Source organism: Actinomadura hibisca NBRC 15177, assembly GCF_001552635.1.
Taxonomy (GTDB): Bacteria; Actinomycetota; Actinomycetes; order Streptosporangiales; family Streptosporangiaceae; genus Spirillospora; species Spirillospora hibisca.
In genome coordinates this window covers 169,863-188,926 of record NZ_BCRO01000031.1, presented here as the reverse complement: position 1 = coordinate 188,926, position 19,064 = coordinate 169,863, and the positions used below count along the sequence as shown (strand labels likewise).

General features: G+C 72.9%; 16 protein-coding genes. 7 read left to right on the top strand and 9 right to left on the bottom strand.

The window, feature by feature from the left end:
* Both AH6_RS16330 and AH6_RS16325 read right to left on the bottom strand, forming a co-directional pair.
* A complete protein-coding gene (locus AH6_RS16330) occupies nt 1-2,118 on the bottom strand; it encodes a 3-hydroxyacyl-CoA dehydrogenase NAD-binding domain-containing protein (protein ID WP_067480285.1) in 2,118 nt (705 codons plus the stop codon).
* Nucleotides 2,118-3,323: an acetyl-CoA C-acetyltransferase gene (locus tag AH6_RS16325; RefSeq protein WP_067480281.1), complete on the bottom strand. Its 1,206-nt coding sequence runs from the start codon at nt 3,321-3,323 to the stop codon at nt 2,118-2,120. Before AH6_RS16325 ends, AH6_RS16330 begins: the two co-directional genes overlap by 1 nt.
* A 114-nt stretch (nt 3,324-3,437) precedes the next feature.
* On the opposite strand from AH6_RS16325, the gene AH6_RS16320 reads away from it, so the two are divergent.
* The 5 genes from AH6_RS16320 (at nt 3,438) to AH6_RS16300 (ending at nt 8,767) form a co-directional block, all read left to right on the top strand.
* Nucleotides 3,438-4,463, top strand: coding sequence for an AraC family transcriptional regulator (locus AH6_RS16320; RefSeq protein ID WP_067480392.1), 1,026 nt, complete (start codon nt 3,438-3,440; stop codon nt 4,461-4,463).
* Between the two features lie 101 nt (nt 4,464-4,564).
* Entirely contained in the window at nt 4,565-5,707 is a 1,143-nt protein-coding gene (locus AH6_RS16315; RefSeq protein WP_067480278.1) for an acyl-CoA dehydrogenase family protein, read from the top strand.
* A gap of 32 nt (nt 5,708-5,739) precedes the next feature.
* Nucleotides 5,740-7,476, top strand: a complete 1,737-nt coding sequence (locus tag AH6_RS16310) for an AMP-dependent synthetase/ligase (protein ID WP_067480275.1) — start codon at nt 5,740-5,742, stop codon at nt 7,474-7,476.
* On the top strand, nt 7,473-8,342 hold the full coding sequence (locus tag AH6_RS16305; RefSeq protein WP_067480272.1) for an alpha/beta fold hydrolase: 870 nt from the start codon (nt 7,473-7,475) through the stop codon (nt 8,340-8,342). The genes AH6_RS16310 and AH6_RS16305 overlap by 4 nt, the downstream gene beginning before the upstream one ends.
* Nucleotides 8,343-8,482: 140 nt before the next feature.
* Nucleotides 8,483-8,767: a putative quinol monooxygenase gene (locus tag AH6_RS16300; RefSeq protein ID WP_067480269.1), complete on the top strand. Its 285-nt coding sequence runs from the start codon at nt 8,483-8,485 to the stop codon at nt 8,765-8,767.
* A gap of 115 nt (nt 8,768-8,882) precedes the next feature.
* On the opposite strand, the gene AH6_RS16295 is transcribed toward AH6_RS16300, so the two are convergent.
* Complete coding sequence (locus AH6_RS16295) at nt 8,883-9,797, bottom strand: serine/threonine dehydratase (RefSeq protein WP_245679333.1); 915 nt, start codon at nt 9,795-9,797, stop codon at nt 8,883-8,885.
* 80 nt (nt 9,798-9,877) lie between these two features.
* On the opposite strand from AH6_RS16295, the gene AH6_RS16290 reads away from it, so the two are divergent.
* The gene (locus tag AH6_RS16290; protein WP_067480264.1) at nt 9,878-10,807 is read left to right on the top strand and encodes a LysR family transcriptional regulator; all 930 of its coding nucleotides are present in this window, start codon (nt 9,878-9,880) and stop codon (nt 10,805-10,807) included.
* A gap of 6 nt (nt 10,808-10,813) precedes the next feature.
* On the opposite strand, the gene AH6_RS16285 is transcribed toward AH6_RS16290, so the two are convergent.
* From AH6_RS16285 to AH6_RS16270, 4 genes are read right to left on the bottom strand one after another with little or no spacing between them, the layout of a single operon-like run.
* Nucleotides 10,814-11,032 (bottom strand): hypothetical protein, encoded by a 219-nt coding sequence (locus AH6_RS16285; protein ID WP_067480261.1) that lies wholly within the window; start codon nt 11,030-11,032, stop codon nt 10,814-10,816.
* 8 nt (nt 11,033-11,040) lie between these two features.
* Nucleotides 11,041-13,158 carry a hypothetical protein gene (locus AH6_RS16280; protein WP_067480258.1) on the bottom strand — a complete coding sequence of 706 codons (2,118 nt, stop codon included), beginning with the start codon at nt 13,156-13,158 and terminating at the stop codon, nt 11,041-11,043.
* A complete protein-coding gene (locus AH6_RS16275; protein WP_067480255.1) occupies nt 13,155-14,753 on the bottom strand; it encodes a peroxidase family protein in 1,599 nt (532 codons plus the stop codon). The genes AH6_RS16280 and AH6_RS16275 overlap by 4 nt, the downstream gene beginning before the upstream one ends.
* Nucleotide 14,754: 1 nt before the next feature.
* On the bottom strand, nt 14,755-16,059 hold the full coding sequence (locus AH6_RS16270) for a cytochrome P450 (RefSeq protein WP_067480252.1): 1,305 nt from the start codon (nt 16,057-16,059) through the stop codon (nt 14,755-14,757).
* 208 nt (nt 16,060-16,267) lie between these two features.
* Here AH6_RS16270 and AH6_RS16265 point away from each other — a divergent pair, with 208 nt between their 5' ends.
* Nucleotides 16,268-17,239 carry an acyl-CoA desaturase gene (locus AH6_RS16265; RefSeq protein ID WP_067480249.1) on the top strand — a complete coding sequence of 324 codons (972 nt, stop codon included), beginning with the start codon at nt 16,268-16,270 and terminating at the stop codon, nt 17,237-17,239.
* Between the two features lie 6 nt (nt 17,240-17,245).
* Here the strand turns inward: AH6_RS16265 and AH6_RS16260 are convergent, their stop codons facing one another.
* Both AH6_RS16260 and AH6_RS16255 read right to left on the bottom strand, forming a co-directional pair.
* The gene (locus tag AH6_RS16260; protein ID WP_067480247.1) at nt 17,246-18,019 is read right to left on the bottom strand and encodes a MerR family transcriptional regulator; all 774 of its coding nucleotides are present in this window, start codon (nt 18,017-18,019) and stop codon (nt 17,246-17,248) included.
* A complete protein-coding gene (locus AH6_RS16255; RefSeq protein ID WP_245679332.1) occupies nt 18,019-18,846 on the bottom strand; it encodes an alpha/beta fold hydrolase in 828 nt (275 codons plus the stop codon). Before AH6_RS16255 ends, AH6_RS16260 begins: the two co-directional genes overlap by 1 nt.
* Between the last annotated feature and the right edge of the window lie 218 nt (nt 18,847-19,064).

Genomic DNA, 19,064 nt, shown 5'->3' with positions numbered 1-19,064 from the left:
TCAGAAGGATTCGCCGACGGCCTCCTTGTCGCAGAGGAGGCGGGGCGGGAGGAAGCGTTCGCCGTAGGCGTCGGCCAGTTCCCGGGCTCGGGTCGTGAAGGTCGGGAGACCCTGGGCGTTGATGAACTGGAGGGCACCGCCCGTCTGGGGCGCGAAGCCGAGGCCCATGATGGTGCCGACGTTGCCGGTGGCGACGTCGGTGAGCACGCCGTCTTCCAGGGCGCGGACCGTTTCCAGTGCCTGAGTGAACATCAGGCGGTCGCGCACGTCGGCGTGGTCGACGCCGTGGTCAGCGCGGCCGAAATGTTCGGCCAGGGCGGGCCACAGGCGCTTCGGGCCGGTGGTCGGGTAGTCGTAGAAGCCCGCACCCCCGGCGCGACCGGTGCGGCCGGAGCCGGTCGCCAGGTGGTCGATCACCGCGAAGGCGCGGCGGGCGGGTTCGGTGACGCCGGTCTCGCCCAGATCGGCTTCGGTGGCCGCCTTGGCGCGCAGGGCCAGGTCCAGGCCGACCTCGTCCAGGACGGCCAGGGGGCCGACGCGCATGCCCGCCTGGCGGGCCAGGTTCTCGATCAGGGCGGCCGGGACGCCCTCGCCGACGAGCATGGCGGCCTCCAGCACGTAGGCGGTGAACACCCGGGTGGTGAAGAAGCCGCGGCCGTCGCCGACGACCAGCGGGGTCTTGCCGAGGGCGCGGGCGAGGTCGACCGCCTTGGCGACCGCCTCCGGCGCCGTCCGCTCGCCTCGGACGATCTCCAGGGCGGGCATCTGGTCGACCGGGGAGAAGAAGTGCGTGCCGACGAACCGCGACTGGTCGGGCACCGCCTCGGCCAGCGAGGTGATCGGCAGGGTGGAGGTGTTGGAGGCCAGGACGGCTCCGGGACCGACTGCGGCGGCGGCTTCGGCCAGGACGGCGTTCTTCAGGTCGCGGTCCTCGAAGACGGCCTCCACGACCAGGTCGCAGCCCGCCAGGTCGGCGGCGTCGCCGGTGGGCCGGATGCGGTCCAGGATCCCGGTGCGCTCCTCGGGCGTCATGCGGCCCTTCTCGACGCGGCGGTCGAGCAGCGCGCGGTAGCGGTCGCGGCCGCGTTCGGCGGCTTCGGCCGAGACGTCCTTGAGGACCACGTCGATCCCGGCGCGGGCGGCGACGTAGGCGATGCCCGCGCCCATCATGCCCGCGCCGAGCACGCCGAGCCGGCGGGTCGGGGACGGCGGGACGTCCGGGCGGGACGCGCCGCCGTTCAAGGCGTTGAGCTGGAACCAGAGCGTGCCGATCATGTTCTTGGCGGTCTGGCCGGTGAGCAGCTCGACGAAGTACTCCAGCTCGATCCGCAGCGCGGTGTCGAAGTCCACCGCGAGGGATTCCACCGCCGCCGCCTGGATGCGCCGCTGGGCGGGGAAGGCCCCGTGCGTCTCCTTCTGGAGCATGGCCGGGACGACGGCCAGCAGCTGGTAGTTGTCCGGTCCGGGCGTGCCGCCGGGGATCTGGTGGCCGGGCCGGTCCCACGGCTGGACGGCCTCGGGCCCGGACGCGATCCAGGCCCGCGCGGCGGCCACCGGGTCGTCGGCCAGCTCGTCCGCGATGCCCTTGGCCAGCGCCTGTTCGGGCCGCAGCGCCGTGCCCTGGAGCAGCAGCGGCAACGCTTCTTGCAGGCCGAGGAGGCGGACGGTCCGCACCAGCCCGCCCGCGCCCGGCAGCACGCCGAGCATCGCCTCGGGCAGGCCGAGGCGGATGGCCGGATCGGTGCCGCAGAAACGGCGGTGGCAGGCGAGCGCGATCTCCAGGCCGCCGCCGAGCGCGCTGCCCGTCAGGGCGGCGGCGACGGGGCGGCCGAGCCGCTCCAGGCGGCGCAGCGCGCCCCGGAACTCCTCCAGGGAGTCCAGCCGGTCCAGGTCGTCGCGGGTGATGCCGATGACCTCGGTCAGGTCGGCGCCGGCGGCGAAGGTCTTCTTGGCCGAGGTCAGGACGACGCCGCGCAGCCGCTCGCGGTCCGCCTCCAGGAGGCCGACGGCCTCGGCGAACGCCGCGCGGAACCGCGCGTCGAGCGTGTTGACCTCCCGGCCGGGCGCGTCGAAGGTGAGCGTGACGATCCCGTCGGACTCCTCGTGGCGGACGGTCATCACGGCTCCCGGTCGATGATCATGGCGACGCCCATGCCGGCGGCGACGCACAGGGTGACGAGGCCGCGGCGCAGGCCACGGCGCTCCAGCTCGTCCAGCACGGTGCCGAGGAGCATGCCGCCGGTCGCGCCGAGCGGGTGGCCGAGCGCGATCGCGCCGCCGTTGACGTTGACCCTGTCCAGCGGGACGCCGGTCGCGGCGTGGAAGTCCAGCGGGACGGCGGCGAACGCCTCGTTCACCTCGAACAGGTCGATGTCGTCCAGGGTCAGCCCCGCCTTGGCCAGGGCCCGGCGCGTCGCCGGCACGACGCCGGTGAACATCAGGGTCGGGTCCGCGCCCGTCTGCGCCGAGGCGACGATCCGCGCGCGCGGCGTCAGGCCCAGCTCGCCGCCGATCCGGCCGCTGCCCACCAGCAGCGCCGACGCGCCGTCCACGATCTGGGACGAGTTGCCCGCCGTGTGCCGGTGCTCGACCGCCTCCAGCTCGGGGAACCGGCCGAGCGCCACCGCGTCGAAGCCGAACTCGCCCGGCACCGTGAACGCGGGCTTGAGCCCGGCCAGCCCGGCGGCGATGGCCTCGGGGCGGATCGCCTCGTCGTGGTCGAGGACCGGCCGCCCGTTGCGGTCGATCACCGGCACCAGCGAACGATCGAAGCGGCCCTTGTCGCGGGCCGCCGCCGCCCGCGTCTGCGACTCCAGCGCGTAGGCGTCCAGCGCCTCGCGCGAATGGCCGCGCAGGGTCGCCAGCAGGTCGGCCGCGACGCCCTGCGGAATGAACCCGGTGGTCACCGCCGTCTCGGGGTCGGCGTACCAGGCGCCGCCGTCCGAGCCCATCGGCACCCGCGACATCGACTCCACGCCGCCCGCGACCACCAGGTCCTCCGACCCGGACGCGACCTTGGCCGCGGCCAGCGCCACCGCCTCCAGGCCCGACCCGCAGAACCGGTTGACCTGCGTCCCCGGCACGGTCTCGGACCAGCCGGCGGTGAGCACGGCGGTCCGCGCGATGTCGCCGCCCTGCTCGCCGACCGGCGTCACGCAGCCCAGCAGCACGTCCTCCACCCGCGCGGTGTCCAGTCCGTTGCGGCCGGCCAGCGCCCGCAGCAGCCCGGCCGCCAGCGCGACCGGCTTCACCCGGTGCAGGGAACCGCTCCTGCCCCTGCCGCGCGGCGTGCGCACGGCGTCGTAGATCAACGCTTCGCTCATGGTGCTCCTCAGCTCTCCCCCGGCACGCTAGGAGGCCGCCCCGCGCGCGCCGCAGGACCGGTGTGCGCGGAGTCGATGACCGGAGCGCGCACGCCGCGCTGCTACGTTCGGGTCATGCCGCCCCGCCCCGTGCCGGGCCCAGCCGGGCCGGACCCGACGGTGCCGATCCACTTCGCGCACCGCCTGCTGCTCATCGGGCAGCGGCGCGGCATCGACGTGCGGCCGGTGCTGCGGGACGCGGGCATCCCCGCCGACGTCGCGGCCAACCCGCGGGCGCGCATCACCGCCCAGCAGATGGTGCGGGTCACCCGCGAGTTGTGGCGGCTGACCGACGACGAGCTGTTCGGCAGCGGGCCGCCGGTGCCGCGCGGCACCTTCCAGATGCTCGGCCTCACGCTGGTGCACGCCCCCGACCTGCGGTCGGCGCTGGAGCGGCTGGTGAACGGCAGCCGGGTGGTGGCGGGCGTGCCGCGCGTGACGGTGGAGTACGGCCGGTCGCTGACCGTGCTGGAGATCGACACCGGCGGGCTCGACGACCCCGAGCGCCTGGTCACCGAGTGGACCGTCGCGCTCGGCCACCGCCTGCTCGGCTGGCTGGTCGGCAGCCGGATCGTGCTGCGCTCGCTGGAGCTGCCCTATCCGGCGCCGCCGCACGCCGCCGACTATGTGTCGATCTACGGCCGGCCGCCGGTGTTCGCCGCGCCGCGCACCGCGTTCGCCTTCGACAGCGGGCTGCTGGACGCGCCGGTCGTGCGCGGCGAGGCCGACCTGACCGACTACATCGGCCGGGCCCCGGCCGACTTCTACGCCGTCCGCGACTACGGCTCCACCACCGCCGACCGGGTCCGCAGCATCCTGGAGCACGGGCTCGGCGGCGCCTGGCCGACCGCCGCCGAGATCGCCGCCCGGCTGGCGGTCAGCCCGCAACACCTGCGCCGGCTGCTGCACGACGAGGGCACCTCGGTCACCCGCATCCGCGAGGAGATCCTCCGGGACGCCGCGGTGACCAGCCTGGTGCGGGGCGAGGAGGGCATCGACGAGCTGGCGGCACGGCTGGGGTTCTCCGAGGCCAGCGCGTTCCGGCGGGCCTTCCGGCGCTGGACGGGCAGCCCGCCCGGCGCCTACCGCGGCACCGGCTGAGCGCCACGGTCACGGGTTGGGCGCGCCCCGGTCATGGCCGCCGTCCCGGCCGGGTCAGCACCATCGGTTCCGTGCCCGCTCAACGGAACCGGAGACCCGCCATGACCGAACGTCCGCGCTGGATGGACGACGAGACCGAGGCGCTGCAGCGGCTCGCGCACGACTTCTTCGCCAAGGAGGTCGCACCGCACGAGCCGCGCTACGCCCGCCAGCAGCACGTCGACCGGGAGGTCTGGACCGAGGCGGGCAAGCTGGGCCTGCTGTGCGCCAGCATCCCCGAGGAGTACGGCGGTGGCGGCGGCACGCTGGCGCACGAGGCCGCCATCGGCTTCGGGCAGCTGCACGCGCTGGCGACCAGCTTCGGCGGTCCCGTCCACAGCGGGATCATCGCGCATTACATCAACGCCTACGGCACCGAGGAGCAGAAGCGGACCTGGCTGCCGCGGATGGCGACCGGCGAGGTCGTGTCCGCGATCGCGATGACCGAGCCCGGCACCGGCTCGGACCTGCAGTCGGTGCGCACCACCGCGATCCGCGACGGCGACGAGTACGTCATCAACGGTGCCAAGACGTTCATCACCAACGGGCTGCTGTGCGACCTGGTCGTCGTCGTCGCCAAGACCGACCCGGACGGGCAGGCCAAGGGCATCTCGCTGTTCCTGGTCGAGACCGACCGGCCCGGCTTCGCCCGCGGCCGCAACCTGGAGAAGGTCGGCCAGCACGGCCAGGACACCTGCGAGCTGTTCTTCCAGGACGTGCGGGTGCCCGCCGGTCACCTGCTCGGCGCCGCCGAGGGGCAGGGGTTCGTCCAGCTCATGGAGCAGCTCCCGCAGGAGCGCCTGGTCCTGGCGGTCGGCGCCGTCGCCCAGATGGAGAAGGCGCTGGAGCTGACGCTCGCCTACGCCAAGGAGCGCGAAGCCTTCGGCCGCCCGCTGACCGCCTTCCAGAACACCCGGTTCGAGCTGGCCGAGGTCGCCACGATCGTCACCGTCGCGCGCGCCTTCGCCGACGACTGCATCGTCCGGGCGATGGCGGGCCGCCTGGACATCGTCGGCGCCGCCAAGGCCAAGTGGTGGCTCACCGAGCAGCAGTGCGTCGTCGTGGACAAGTGCGCGCAGCTGTTCGGCGGCTACGGCTACATGGCCGAGTACCCGATCGCGCGCCTGTGGGCCGACGCCCGCGTGCAGAAGGTCTACGGCGGCACGAACGAAATCATGAAGGAGATCATCGGGCGGTCGTTGTGAGCGGCTCGTCCGGACAGGGACGGAAAGAGAACATGGCGCGGTTCCGCCTCACCGCCGATCGTGTCCGGTCCGCCGCCGGACTGTGCGAGCTGTTCCAGGACACCGTCGCCGCGCTGCCGGACCGGGTGGCGCTGCGCTCGTCCGACGGCCGCACGGAGCTGACCTGGCGGCAGTACGGCGACCGGGTCCGGCGGATCGCCGCCGGGCTGCACGCGCTCGGCGTCCGGCGCGGCGACACCGTCGGGCTCATGCTGACCAACCGGCCGGAGTTCCACCTGATCGACACCGCCGCGTTCCATCTGGGCGCGGTCCCGTTCTCGGTGTACAACACCAGCGCCGCCGAGCAGATCGCGCACCTGTTCGGCAACGCCGGGAACCGGGTCGTGGTGTGCGAGGAGCAGTTCCTGGGCCGGGTCCGGGAGGCGGCCGAGGGCACGGCGGTCGAGCGCGTCGTCCTGGTGGAGGACCTCGCCGACCTGGAGGCCGGGGCCGACCCCGGCTTCGACTTCGACGCCGCCTGGCGGGCCGTCCGCCCCGACGACCTGCTCACCCTGATCTACACCTCCGGCACCACCGGCCCGCCCAAGGGCGTGGAGATCACGCACGGGGCGACGCTGTTCAGCCTGGCGTCGGCGCTGGAGGTGCCCGAGCTCGGCGCGGCCCTGAACGGCGGCCGCGCGCTCTCCTACCTGCCGGACGCGCACCTGGCCAACCGCTGGTTCGCGCACTACGCCCCGCTCGCCGGCGGCGTCGAGGTGACCACGGTCGCCGACCTGAGGACTGTCGCGGCCGTGCTCCCGCAGGTCGGCCCGACCGTCTTCCTCGGCGTCCCGGCCCTCTGGTACAAGATCAAGGCCGGGGTCGAGCGGGCCGTCGCCGCCGAGTCCGGTCCGCGCGCCCGCGTCGGCCGCCAGGCGCTGCGCCTCGGCCTGGCCGCGGCCCGCGCCGAAGCGTCCGGCGAGCGGTTGTCGCCGTCCCTGCGGGCCCGGCACCGGCTCGCCGACCGCCTGGTGCTGTCCGGCATCCGGCGGCGGATCGGCATGGACCGGGCACTGATCGCCTTCACCGGCGCCGCGCCGATCTCCCTGGCGGCGCTGGAGTTCGTGCTGTCGCTCGGCGTCCCGATCCGCGAGGCGTGGTCGCTGACCGAGGCGAGCCCGGTCGGCGTGCTGAACCGCCTCGGCGACAACCGCCCCGGCACCGTCGGCCGCGTGATGCCCGGCGTGGAGACCCGGCTCACCGGCGACGGCGAGCTGCTGATCCGCAGCCCCGGCCTGATGCGCGGCTACCGCGGCGACCCCGCGCGGACCGCCGAGGCCCTCGACGAGGACGGCTGGCTGCACTCCGGCGACCTGGCCACCATCGACGCCGACGGCTACCACACCCTGATCGGCCGCAAGAAGGAGATCATCATCAACGCCGGGGGCAAGAACATGTCGCCCGCCAACATCGAACTGGCCGTGCACGCGCAGAGCCCGCTCATCGCCCACGTGGTGTGCGTCGGCGACGGCCGCCCCTACAACGTCGCGCTGATCGCGCTGGACCCCGAGGCGGGCCGCACCGCCGACGACCCCGAGGCCGTCGCCGAGATCGCGGCCGCGGTCGCCCGCGGCAACGCCCGCCTGTCACGGGTCGAGCAGATCAGGAAGTACCGGGTGCTGGACGGCGCCTGGCTGCCGGGCGACGAGCTGACCCCTACGCTGAAGCCGCGCCGCGGACCGATCGCCGCCAAGTACGCCGACCTGATCGAGGAGATGTACCGCTCGTGACCGGCCACCGCGTCACCACCCCCGACGGCACCCGGCTGCACGTCGAGATCCAGGGCCCGGACGGCGCGCCGACCGTGGTCCTGGTGCACGGCACCGGCATCACCCGGGCGTTCTGGCGACGCCAGGTGGCCGGCCTGTGCGCCGACCACCGCGTCATCACCTACGACCTGCGCGGCCGCGGCGACAGCGGCCCGGCGGGCCCGGACGGCCACACCCTCCGGGCCTACGCCGACGACCTGGAGGCCGTCCTCGCCGAGTGCGTCCCGTCCGGCGAGCGGGCCGTCCTGGCGGGGCACTCGCTGGGCGGCATCATCGTCGTCGCCTGGGCCGCCCGCCACCGGCCCGAGCGGCGGGTACGCGCGGCCGCCCTACTGCACACCACCATGGGCGACCCGCTCCTGGACACGCTGATGTTGCCGCTGCTGCTGCGCAACCCCCGCACCCGCGAGCTGACCCGCCGGCTCATGCTGACGCCACGCCGCCTGCCCCGCCACCGCGCGTTCCGCTCCGGGACCACGCTGCTGCTCCGCGGCGGCATGATCGGCTCCCGGACGGCCGCGGCCATCGGCACCGAGACCGCCTCGATCCTGCTGGCCTGCCCGTCCTCCGCCCGCATCGGCGACATCACCTGCTGGACCCACCTGGACCAGCACGACCTGGTCCCCTCGCTCACGGTGCCCACCGTCGCCGTCTACGGCGAGCGGGACCGCGCCGTCCCCTCAGTCTGCACCGACCGCTACGCCCCGCTGCTACCGAACCTCATCAGGACGGTCGGCGTCCCGGGGGCAGCCCACCTGGGACCGCTGGAGCATCCCGCTCCCTACAACGCCGTACTGCGCGAACTGGCTCGCACCGCCGACGCGTGAGCGCGCGGTCCGACGTGGGCCTGTCTCTTCGCTCTGGCGGCTCATACCACCGATGATTCTCGTGACCCGCCGCGGTCCAACCTCCCAGTGGCCATGCCGATAGGCGGTCACGCTGCACACACCGTCAGGCGAGGAGCATCATGATCATCATTGCCGGGAAGTTGTGGGTGGCCGCCGCCGACCGCGACGCCTACCTGACCGGATGCTCGAAGGTCATGGAGCAGGCCCGGGCAACCGCCGGCTGCCTTGACTTCGCTCTGTCACCCGACCCGATCGAGCCGGACCGGATCAACGTGTACGAACGGTGGGAGACAGACGAGGCACTCGCACACTTCCGTGGCACGGGACCAGAGCCCGAGCAGACGGCTCAGATCCACGACGCGGAGGTGAACAAGTACCGGATCTCCGACGTCGAGGCCCCTTAGCCAGGGCGCCCTGCCGCCATGATCGGAGCCAGATGCACTTCGCGCGTGCACGCGGTGGTGGCTCGCCGGAAGCTGACCTAGTTCCCCTTCCACTCGATCGGCGTGGCGTCGTCCCTCACTCGGCGGTCCAGTCGGCGTTCGCTCCGCACAGGACCAGGCATGGCAGGTCTCCCGGGACCCGACCTGCCAGCCACGCCGCGAACGGGATCGCCGCGGCCGGTTCGACCGCGATCCGGCACTCCTCCCACAGCCGGTCGCGTGCCTCCAAGATCTCTTTCTCGTCCACCAGCACGGACGACACGTCGTGCGTGGTCAGGACGCTGAAAGGGACCGCGCCGACCCTGCTCGCCCCTGTCGCGGAGGCGGCGACGGAGTCTACGGCGGAGTCCACCGGCTTCCCTGCGGCGAACGCGTCGTGCAGGCAGCGGCAGTGCTCCGGCTCGGCGGCGACGACGTGGCGTCCGCCGCTCGCGAGCGCGACACCTGCTGCCAGACCGCCACCGCCGACGGCCACGGCGATCGTGTCCACCCCGGGTGCGTCGGCCACGATCTCGGCTGCCACGGTGCCCTGTCCCGCGACGACGGCCGGGGCGTCGTAAGGGTGAAGGAACCGGTGTCCCGGTCGTGTCGCGGCGTCCGACGCCGCCGCAGCTGCCTCGGCGAAGGTGGCGCCGTGCCGGATGAGGCGTGCGCCCGCAGCTTCGATGCGGCGGGCCTTCGCCGCCGGAACCGTCTCGGGCACGTAGACCGTCGCCGAGACGCCGAGCAGGGAGGCGGCCGTCGCGACCGCCAGGCCGTGGTTGCCGCCGGACGCGGTCACGACATGGTCGTCCGGCGATCCGCAGAGCATCGCGTTGAGCGCGCCCCGCAGTTTGAACGAGCCGCTGCGCTGGAGGTGCTCCAGCTTGAGCAGGACGCGCCGGTCGTCGATCTCCAGATCGAGCAGCGGGGTGCGACGGGCGTAGGGACGGATTCTGGCGGCGGCCGTCTGGACGTCGGCGGCCGAAAGCGCGGGGGTCTGGGTCTGCACGCCGTCCATGTTCCAGAGGCCTTGGCTTTAGCGCCAGCAACGATCGGTAAGCCACCATTAGCAGTGCTTACGATGGGCGTATGGTGGGAGAGCTGGACGTCAACCGGTTACGGGTCCTCATGGAGGTGGCGCACGCCGGTTCCATCGCCGAGGCGGCGCGCACCCTCTCCTTCACCCCGTCGGCGCTGTCCCAGCAGATCTCCAAGCTGGAGGCGGAACTCGGCGCCCGCCTGCTCGAACGCCGCCCGAACGGCGTCGCCCTGACACCGGTCGGCGCCGTCCTGGTCGAGCACGCGGAGCGTGTGATCGGAGAACTCCGGCAGGCGCGCGCCGCCGTCGAGGCCGCAATGGGAGCGCAGCCGCTGCGTCTGGCGGTGGGCTCCTTCGCCACCGCGGCGCAGGTGCTGGTGCCGACTGCGCTGGCCGCCCTCCGACGCCGGTATCCCCGGGCCGAACTGTCGCTCGTCGACATCGAGCCGCCCAACGGCTACGGGCTGGTGATGTCGGGCGATCTCGACGTGCTGATCACCCATCGCTACCCCGGCATGACGTCGACACCGCACCCCGGGCTCGACCGGCGGCCACTGCTCGACGATCCGCTCCGGCTGGTGCTCCCGGCCGGGCACCCGCTTGCCCAGGACGCCCCGTCCGGGGGCATCGGTCTCGACCGGCTCGCGGACGAGACGTGGATCTCCGGTGCGCCGGGCATTCCGAACAGGGTCTGCCTGGAAACCCTCGCTCGGCATGTGGGCATCGAGCCCCGTGTCGCCTACGAGTCCGCCGACTACCACGTCATTCTGGCGCTGGTCGGTGCCGGGTTGGGGGTCGCGCTCGTGCCCGAGAGCATGATCGGTAGTGCCGACCGCTCCGGGATCTCGGTCCACGGGTTGCGCGGGACCGCTCCCGCGCGCGAGATCTGCATCGTGCAACGTCGGCGGCCAACCGCGCTCGCCCGGGAGTTCGCGGCCTTCCTGCACACCGCTGCGGACGCCCCGGCCGGGCGGTCGTAGTAGCCTTCAGTTCGAGTCTCGGCCGGGACGGTGGTCCTGGAGGGCTCGGGCGGCGGAGCGGATGTCCGATGTGCCGACGCGGCAGCGGATGGCCAGGCCCGTCAGCGTGGTGGCGAGCCAGGGTGGTGCGGCGGTCGTCGCGCCCAGTTCGGCGGCCATCTCGTCCAGCCGGGCCGCGCACCGGGCTAGGAGTTCGGATTCGGCGATCAGGTCTTCGTAGGCCATGGTTTCCTTCAGGTGAGCTGGATCGGAACTCCCGCTGACGCCCTGGACTGGCAGTTCGGCACCGACAGGCAGAAGAGCGGGCGCGCGCCGTCCAGGCCCAGGGCGCGCAGGTGGGCCGCCATCGGGTGGGGGGACGCGGTGACGCGCAGACGGAGTCGTGGGCGGGGGTGCAGTCGGGCGCGGCCCCGGAGTTCGGTACCGGCGCGCAGGATCGTCCCGTCGCGCTGGGAGTAGGTGAGCAGGTCGCGGGCGCTGGTGGGGAGGCCGAAGCCCAGTTGGCCGGTCAGGGTGAGGACGCGGTCCGCGACGTCGCCGATCTTCAGGCAGGCGTTGCGGGAGCCGACGGCGACGTCGACGTGGGTCTCGAACGCGGGGTGGCCCCAGATCTCCTGGACGGCCAGGCGTGCTCCGGCGGTGCTGACGGCCGAGTCGGTGACGAAGTCGCCGCCCCGGCGGCGATCGACGGGGCGGAGCAGGTCGGGCCAGCCCGGCAGGCGCTGCGGCGACCAGGGATCGTGCACCGGAATCGTGAGGTCGATCCGGTTGTGCGCGCCGATGCTGGCCTGCGGGTGGGCGAACGCGTGGACGGCGACCAGGCAGCGGCGGCCGAACGCGATCACGTCGGTGAGGCCGGTGTCGGCGAGGAGGTCCCGTGCGGTGGTCGTGTCGGCGGCGAAGTAGGCCGTGAGCGTCGCGCCGGACGGTGACCGGATCGGCAGTTCGAGGGTCTCTTCCGCGCACGGCATCGTGTAGGTCGGCACAGTCAGGAACGGGAAGCCGTCCGGACGCGGCGCGCGGTCGAACAGGCGGTAGACCTGGGAGCGGGTCACCGGGCCCCGGTAGGGGGCGAGTTGTTCGTCGATGTGCTCGCGCGCCTCGGGGACGCGGCGTTCCATGTCGGCGATGTAGTGCTCGATGGAGTGGCATTCGGGGAACGTCGCGGCCGGGTCGGGGTAGTCCACGACGTACCAGCCGGGGTGCAGGTCGAAGCAGTTGCCCGCGCCCTGGCCGTCGAGGCTGGGGATGATGTCGCGCTGGTTGGCGACGCCCGCGACCCAGGTGAGCGGGTCGGCCGGGGCCTTGAAGTCGATCGGGGAGCCGATCGCGACGGCGTGGGTGACGGTGTAGCGGGCGCAGAACGCGGCGTCCTGCACGAGGTTCATGACGGCCGCTCCCCCGGCGCTGTGCCCGATGAGCGCGAGTTCCGCGCCGTCGGGCACGCCGTACTCCTCGACCGCCCGGATCAGCGACCGGCTGTAGGGCGACTGGGCGATCAGGGTGCTGCTGAACGCGCCGAGCAGGTCCTGCGGGGATTCGTTGTTGGCCCTTCCGGCGCGCATGCCCGGTGCTTGGAGCACGTAGCGGGTCGCGCCGTCGGGGCCGGTCACGGCCTGGAGGAGGATGCGGCCCGTCGTGCCGATCACGGCGATGTTGCCCAGGAACGCCAGCAGCGAGCCCTCGGTCCGCAGCCGCGCGGTCTCGGCCCGGTCCAGGGTCGCCGGGCGGACAGCGCCGCGCCCCTTGTCGAGCACCGCGACGGCCATGTTGCTGATACCGCTGACGGGGTCGGCGCAGGCCGTGCCGGTGCCGGTCGCGATCAGCCAGGCGGTGCGGTCGTTGAACGGGTTCTCGTCGAGCAGGGCGTTCAGCGCGAGCAACTCGCTGAAGACGGGCGCGACGGCGGTGATCGTGCCCATCGTGCCGCGCTCCCGGAGCAGGGCGCGCAGGGTGCGGGCGGCCTGGGCGCGGCGGTCGGCGGCGACCTCGTCCAGCAGGCGGCGCAGCAGCGGGTCGTCGGCGAGTTCGGGGTTCTCCAGGGCGACGGCGGCGATCCGCAGCCGGAGCGAGGCCACCAGCAGCCGGACCGCGATGCTCTCGGCGCCCAGCATTCCGCCGACGCGGGCCGTCAGCCCGCCGAACCGGCCGCCGCCCGGGGTGAAGCCGAGGCCACGCGGGTTGGCGACCGCGCGTAGTAGCCGGTAGCGGGCGGACGTCCCGGCGTCGCGGCCGGAACTGGCGGCCCCCGCGACCCGGAGCGACGATTCACGGATCTCCACCGCCATCTCGGCGAGTTCGCGCGCGGCGTCCAGGAGGCGGATGACCTCTTCGGAGCGGGCCGTGGTCATAGCGCCCCGCGCTGAGTGAGGCTGACGAAGCGGGGACGCGGGTCCTCGGGGACGTTGCGGTGCAGGATCTGCGCCAGCGTCCGGGTGCCGCCGATGATCGCCATCCCCTCGGGCGTGAAGCACTCGGCGTTGGCGACGCGCGGGGCCAGCAGCGGGTTGGTCAGGGCCTGCGAGAAGGCGTCGATCGCGATGATCTTGGTGAGGAGCGGCGGCAGGATGGCGTCCGCCGAGGCGGGCTCCTCGGCGAACAGCCCCACGTACAGCTCGACGTCGTCGACCTCGCGGTACAGCTCGCGCAGCGCCTCGGTGACCCGCGCGTCGCTGGAGATCTGCTCGAAGCCGCGCGCCCTGGGGAACCGGAAGTGCCGCCGGTAGCTGTTGTAGGGCGCGAGCTGCACCGCGCGGGACTCGGCGATGCTGGCCATCTCGACGGGCCGCAGCACCGGGTCGGTGTTGAACAGGCCGATGCGCCCGGCCCGCTGCTCGGACGCCTCCGCGAACACCTGGCCGAGGCCCGGCCCGGTGATGCGGTCGGCGGCGAACAACGTCTGCGCCATGGGCAGGTCGTGGCCGCCGACCGTCAGCGTGGACGGGATGAGGCTGTGCCACCGGTAGACGAGGTTGAACTCGATCGACGCCCAGTTCTCGCGGTTCCAGGTGGCCCGGCACAACCGGGAGCCGAGCCGGGGGTCGAGCAGGAACCGGAAGTGGTACGGGGTGATGTGGTTGATGTAGTCCTCCATCACCAGCTTGGTGAGGAGCACGATGACGATGTTGCGGGTGGTCTGGAACAGCCGCTCGTCGTCCCAGCGCGGATAACGGTCGGCGAGGACGCCCGCGATCCGGTTGTGCTCGCGCAGGAACAGCACGGTGAGCATCGTGAAGCCGATCTGCCCGTTGCCCCGGTCGCTGCCCAGCGCGAACAGCGTGTCGCGGCGGGCGTCGGGCAGCTCGTCGAAGCGGATCACGCCCAGCTCGGAGAACTCCGGCTTGATCTTGCCGTTCTCGCACAGGTAGGGCGGGAACTCGCCGCCGTCGACGGTCTGGCTCTTGAGCCGCCCGCCGTCGAAGGAGCGCAGCTGCGCCGTCGCCGCCGGGGTGAGCCCGTACAGCGGGTTCATGTCGATGTGGTGGTTGGAGGTGTTGCGGCGCGGGTCGCGGGGCTCGTTGCTGTCGCCGCGCAGGAAGCCGTCGGTGAACCACTGGGCGAAGTAGGCGAACAGGACCGTCGAGCGGGGGCACGGGTCGGTGTCGCCGGTCCGCAGGAACAGGTCGGCGGCCCGCTCCACGCTGGGCTGGCGGCCTTCGAGACCGGCCACGGGCGGCAGGTGGCGGCTGCTGTAGGTGCGGTCGGTGAGCGAGGCCCACGAGGTGTAGGGCGCCATGGTGCTGAGCGGTTCGGGACGCGGGGGCGCCTCGCCGATCATGCGGTCGATCAGCTTGGCGTTCAGGCGCAGCCGGAGCGGCGGGACGCTCTCGACCGTGCGCCACAGCGGCTTGGCGTGGGTCATGGCGAGGTAGAGCAGCCGGTTGTGGGCGCCGTCGTTGGCGATGCTCCGCGGCCGGGGGCCCTGGGGGGCGGGGGCGTCGGCCATGTCAGTCCTCCTCGGCGCCGGTGCCGTCCAGGCGCAACGTCCAGTGGTCGGGGAAGACGTCGCGGTCGCGGACGACGGTCCCCTCCGGGGGCGGCAGCGGTCTCAGGCCGGGACGCGCCAGCAGGCGGCGGGCGGTCTCGGCCAGCACGACCGCGCCGACGTCGCCGCCCACGCAGTCGTGGTGGCCGTGGCCGAAGTGCAGGTAGGCGTGGCGGGGCCGGTCGAGGCGGAAGCGGTCGGGCTCCGGCACGGCGGCCTGGTCGAACATGGCGGACGCCACGACGGCGAGGACCAGCGTTCCGGCGGGCACGGGCGTCTCGCGGGACGTGCCCGCCGCGATCACGTGGTCACGTCCGGCGCGGCGGGCGATGGCTTTGAGGAACGGGTTGAAGCGCAGGGCCTCCCACACGTACGGGTCGAAGCGTTCGGGCGCGCCGGACGCCGCGGCCGCCGCCTCGGCTTGCAGGCCCGGCCGCGTGAGCATCTGCTCGACCAGGTTGACCAGGGAGCCGGAGGCGTTCTCCACAAAGCCCAGGAGCAGGCCCGCGACGTTGATCGCCAGCCTCTCGTCGTCGAGCGCGACGCCGGGAGGCAGGCGGGTGTGCAGCAGCCGGGCCACCACGTCGCCGTCGAGATCGCCCCGGCCGCGCCGTCGGGCGAGCAGTTCGCGCAGGTAGGCCATCATCTCGCCACCGGCTTGCAGGGCGTCGGCCCGGACGGCGGGATCGTCGAGCGGGTTGGCGGTGACGTGCGTCATGACCGCGCGGGACCAGCGCGACATCGTCTGGGGATCCGGGCCGGGGAAGCCGAAATGGTCGGCGCAGACCCGCAGGGCGACGTGGCGGAACACGTCCTGGACGGCGTCGATCCGGCCGAGCGGTTGTGCTCTGTCGAGGGCCTCGTCGGCTGCGCGCCCGACCAGCGTCCGGACGTGCGGCACGTCCTCGGGGGCGAGCATGACCTGCATGAGGCCGCGTTCGCGCCACTTCAGCGCGGTGCCGTCCTGGGTGAGGACGCAGGGACCGCCCAGCGCCGGGTCGAGCCGCCGCGCGTAGTCGGCGACGGTGAAGACCCGCTCCAGCGACAGCACCTCGGTGACGTCGGCGTAGCGCGTCACCAGCGTGAACGCGGGGGTGACCAGGATGGGACGGTGCGCGCGGAGCGCCGCGGTGAAGGCCCGCCAGTCCGACCGCAACCAGCCCAGGGCGAGCATCATCGCCACGGCGGGATCGGTCTCGGCCGCGGCGTCGTACTCGGCCAGGTGGTCCGTGCTGGCCGTTTCCGCTCGTTCGTCGGTCGTGCTCACGCCGGGGCCACCTCCGGGGGAGTTCTGGGGCGCTGCTGTCAGGTGGTGATGGAGCGTCTGCGCATTGTCACCACCAACCACGGAGCGTCGCAATAGCGGATAGCGACCAACTCCACCCGTAACGTAATCATCACTGGCAGGTGACTGTTCCTGCGGTCGGCGGGCTCCTGATGATTCGGTGACACGCACCCGGGCGGCAAGGAGCGACATGTCAGCAAGCACCGGGCCTCCCGCCGAGTCGCCCGCCCCACCGGCACCGAACAGCCCTCCCGGCACCCTGCCCGTCACCGCCGGGCGGCGCGCCGCCTACCTGGTCGTCCTCGTCGTGCTGCCGGTCGTGTTGCTGGCCGCCGCCGTGCCCGTCGCCTGGGGACGGGGGCTCGGCGCGCGCGACGCGGTGATCGCCGCCGTCATGTACGTGATCAGCATCTTCGGCATCACCATCGGCTACCACCGGCTGTTCACGCATCGCTCGTTCAAGTGCGGCAGGCCGCTGCGCGCGGTGCTCGCGCTGGCCGGCGGCATGGCGATGGAGGGGCCCGTCTCCCTGTGGGCGGCCGAGCACCGCCGCCACCACAAGTACGCCGACCGCCCCGGTGATCCGCACTCGCCCTGGCGCTACGGCGACGGCGGCACCGCGCTGCTGCGCGGCCTGCTGCACGCCCAGGTCGGCTGGTTCTGCACCGCCCGCCGCCGGTCCGACCGGCGGCACTGGGTGCCCGACCTGCTCGCCGACCGCGACCTGCGGCGCATCGACGCGGCCTACCCCGCCGTCGTGGCGCTGGCGCTGCTGCTGCCCGCCACCGTCGGCGGATTGTGGGCCGGGGCGTGGTCGGGGTTCTGGACGGCGCTGTTCTGGGGCGGCCTGGTGCGCTACGCCGTCGTGCACCACGTGACCTGGTCGGTCAACTCGATCGCGCACACCTTCGGCACCCAGCACTTCAAGACCCGGGACCGGTCGGCTGACGTCCGGTGGGTCGCGTTCCTGACGCTCGGCGAGGGGTGGCACAACTGGCATCACGCCGACCCGAGTTGCGCGCGGCACGGCGTCCTGCCAGGCCAGTTCGACCCCAGCGCACGCCTCATCCGCCTTTTCGAGCAGGCGGGGTGGGCGCGCGAGGTGAAGTGGCCAGACCCACGCCGCGTCGCCGCCGGACGTCTCCCTCAGGACGGGAGGTGAGGCGGCTCAGGCTTGTTCAACGCGTTCGAGCTTGGTCCAGCCACGCCAGCCGCGTTTCTTCAACAGCTCGATCAGGTGGCGGGCCGGCGGCGCGGTGTCGAAGGCCAGGGCGTCCATCAGTTTGATCAACGGTGGCTCGATATCGACGTCGTTGACGTAGTCCTCGCCTCTCTCGTCGGCCATCCGGGTGATGTAGGCGGCCACCTCGTCGGCCAGCTCGACCAGCCGCGGATCGTCGGCGGGCCAGTCGAGGGCTCGGCCCAGCGTGCGGTAGAAGTCGATGAAGCGGGGGTCGGCGATCTGCTCCTGCTTGCGCGCCGTCCACTCGGGGACACGTTCGGGTGAGCGCGCGGCCAGCAGGATCCAGCCGTCACGTTCGACCTCGACGATGCGCTCGTCGATCCCGAGCGCCCGCAGGCGGTCGAGGAAGGCGACCACCTCTGGGGGCAGCGCCAGGCTGTCTCCGGCGGCGAGCCGGGCGATCTGCTCGCGGTGCCGCTGCCGTTCGCGGATCTCCGCCTGGAGCCGCCTGTCGATGTCGGCGACCGCTGCGGCGAACTCATCCTCGTCGGCGCGCAACAGCTCCCGGACCCGCGCCAGAGGGACGCCGGCCCCGGCGAGGGTGCGGATTCTGATCAGCTCGATCACGGCGGCGGCGTCGTACCTGCGGTAGCCGGAATGATCGCGCTCGGGCTCGGGCAGCAGGCCCTTGGCGTGGTAGTGCCGCACCGCGCGCACCGTCACTCCGGCGTACGACGCCAGCTCGCCGATGGTCAGCATCAGGCCAGTGTCCCAGGGGCCGTGCGGGCGCTCCGGATGATCTGGGCGATCTCTGGGGCGTGGGTGAAGACGAGCCGGTGATCGGCGTCGAGCCAGGTGGTGGAGATGCGTGGCTGCTCCCGGACGAGCCGCTCGACGCCCGCGCGCCAGTTGCGGTTGAACCGGGCCGCGCGGTCGTCGCCGCCGTCACCGGTCATCGAGGTCGACATGATCATGCTGATGGGCAGGTCGATCTTCCGGTACCGGTCGAGGATCCGCGACCGCACGGCGTCGATCTCGACGTTCACGTCCAGGATCTCCTGGCCGGTGAGCAGGACCTGACGCTCGGTGCCCCGCCTGGCCTGCTGCTGCGCGGCCAGGCCGTCCCACATGGCGCGGAACTCCGGCCGATCGGCCTTGGTGATGAACGGTTCGGGCACCGGGTTGGCCCCGTCGATGAGAACGAGCCCGGCGACGACATCCGAATGCTCGGAGGCGTAGTGGACGGCCAGATCCGCGCCCAGCGAGTAGCCCACGAGCAGAGGCGCCGCGGACAGGCCGAGGCGTTCCGGATCTGCCAGTACGGCGGCCAGGTCGCTGAGGAACGCCTCGAAGGAGTACCGGTCGGCGGCCGAGGCGAGGCCGTGGCCTCGGAGGTCGAAGGTGATGACGTCGTGATCACGCCGCAGCAGCCCGGCCAGCTCGTGCAGGTCAGCCTGCGTGGAGTTGAGCCCAGGGCACAGAACCAGCGACCGCCCCTGACCGCTGCGGGTCACCGGGATCGTGACGCCGTCGTGGTGGATCGTGAAGTAACGCATGGTCATGTTCCGTTCAGCGCTCGTGGTCATGTCGACCATGCTGAAAGGTTGACCCTGCGTCAGGCGCAAGCCATCGGGCCGATATCCGCACAACGGCTCCATCCAGCACGATGATCTCATGGCCCACATCGCGTTGTTCCACTCCGTTCTCGGCCTGCGTCCCGTCGAACGCCGCGCCGCCGAGTGGTGGCGTCGCGCCGGGCTGGTCCGAGTGCGCGGCCCGCTTTCTGCGTGCTCGCGGTCAAGGC

Excerpts from the sequence above, each read along its gene's own strand:
- AH6_RS16325 (WP_067480281.1), bottom strand. The coding sequence starts at position 3,323 with ATGAGCGAAGCGTTGATCTACGACGCCGTGCGCACGCCGCGCGGCAGG.
- AH6_RS16330 (WP_067480285.1), bottom strand. The coding sequence starts at position 2,118 with ATGACCGTCCGCCACGAGGAGTCCGACGGGATCGTCACGCTCACCTTC.
- AH6_RS16275 (WP_067480255.1), bottom strand. The coding sequence starts at position 14,753 with ATGGCCGACGCCCCCGCCCCCCAGGGCCCCCGGCCGCGGAGCATCGCC.
- AH6_RS16260 (WP_067480247.1), bottom strand. The coding sequence starts at position 18,019 with ATGCTGACCATCGGCGAGCTGGCGTCGTACGCCGGAGTGACGGTGCGC.
- AH6_RS16310 (WP_067480275.1), top strand. The coding sequence starts at position 5,740 with ATGGCGCGGTTCCGCCTCACCGCCGATCGTGTCCGGTCCGCCGCCGGA.
- AH6_RS16265 (WP_067480249.1), top strand. The coding sequence starts at position 16,268 with ATGTCAGCAAGCACCGGGCCTCCCGCCGAGTCGCCCGCCCCACCGGCA.
- AH6_RS16290 (WP_067480264.1), top strand. The coding sequence starts at position 9,878 with ATGGTGGGAGAGCTGGACGTCAACCGGTTACGGGTCCTCATGGAGGTG.
- AH6_RS16285 (WP_067480261.1), bottom strand. The coding sequence starts at position 11,032 with ATGGCCTACGAAGACCTGATCGCCGAATCCGAACTCCTAGCCCGGTGC.
- AH6_RS16255 (WP_245679332.1), bottom strand. The coding sequence starts at position 18,846 with ATGACCACGAGCGCTGAACGGAACATGACCATGCGTTACTTCACGATC.
- AH6_RS16320 (WP_067480392.1), top strand. The coding sequence starts at position 3,438 with ATGCCGCCCCGCCCCGTGCCGGGCCCAGCCGGGCCGGACCCGACGGTG.
- AH6_RS16280 (WP_067480258.1), bottom strand. The coding sequence starts at position 13,158 with ATGACCACGGCCCGCTCCGAAGAGGTCATCCGCCTCCTGGACGCCGCG.
- AH6_RS16300 (WP_067480269.1), top strand. The coding sequence starts at position 8,483 with ATGATCATCATTGCCGGGAAGTTGTGGGTGGCCGCCGCCGACCGCGAC.
- AH6_RS16315 (WP_067480278.1), top strand. The coding sequence starts at position 4,565 with ATGACCGAACGTCCGCGCTGGATGGACGACGAGACCGAGGCGCTGCAG.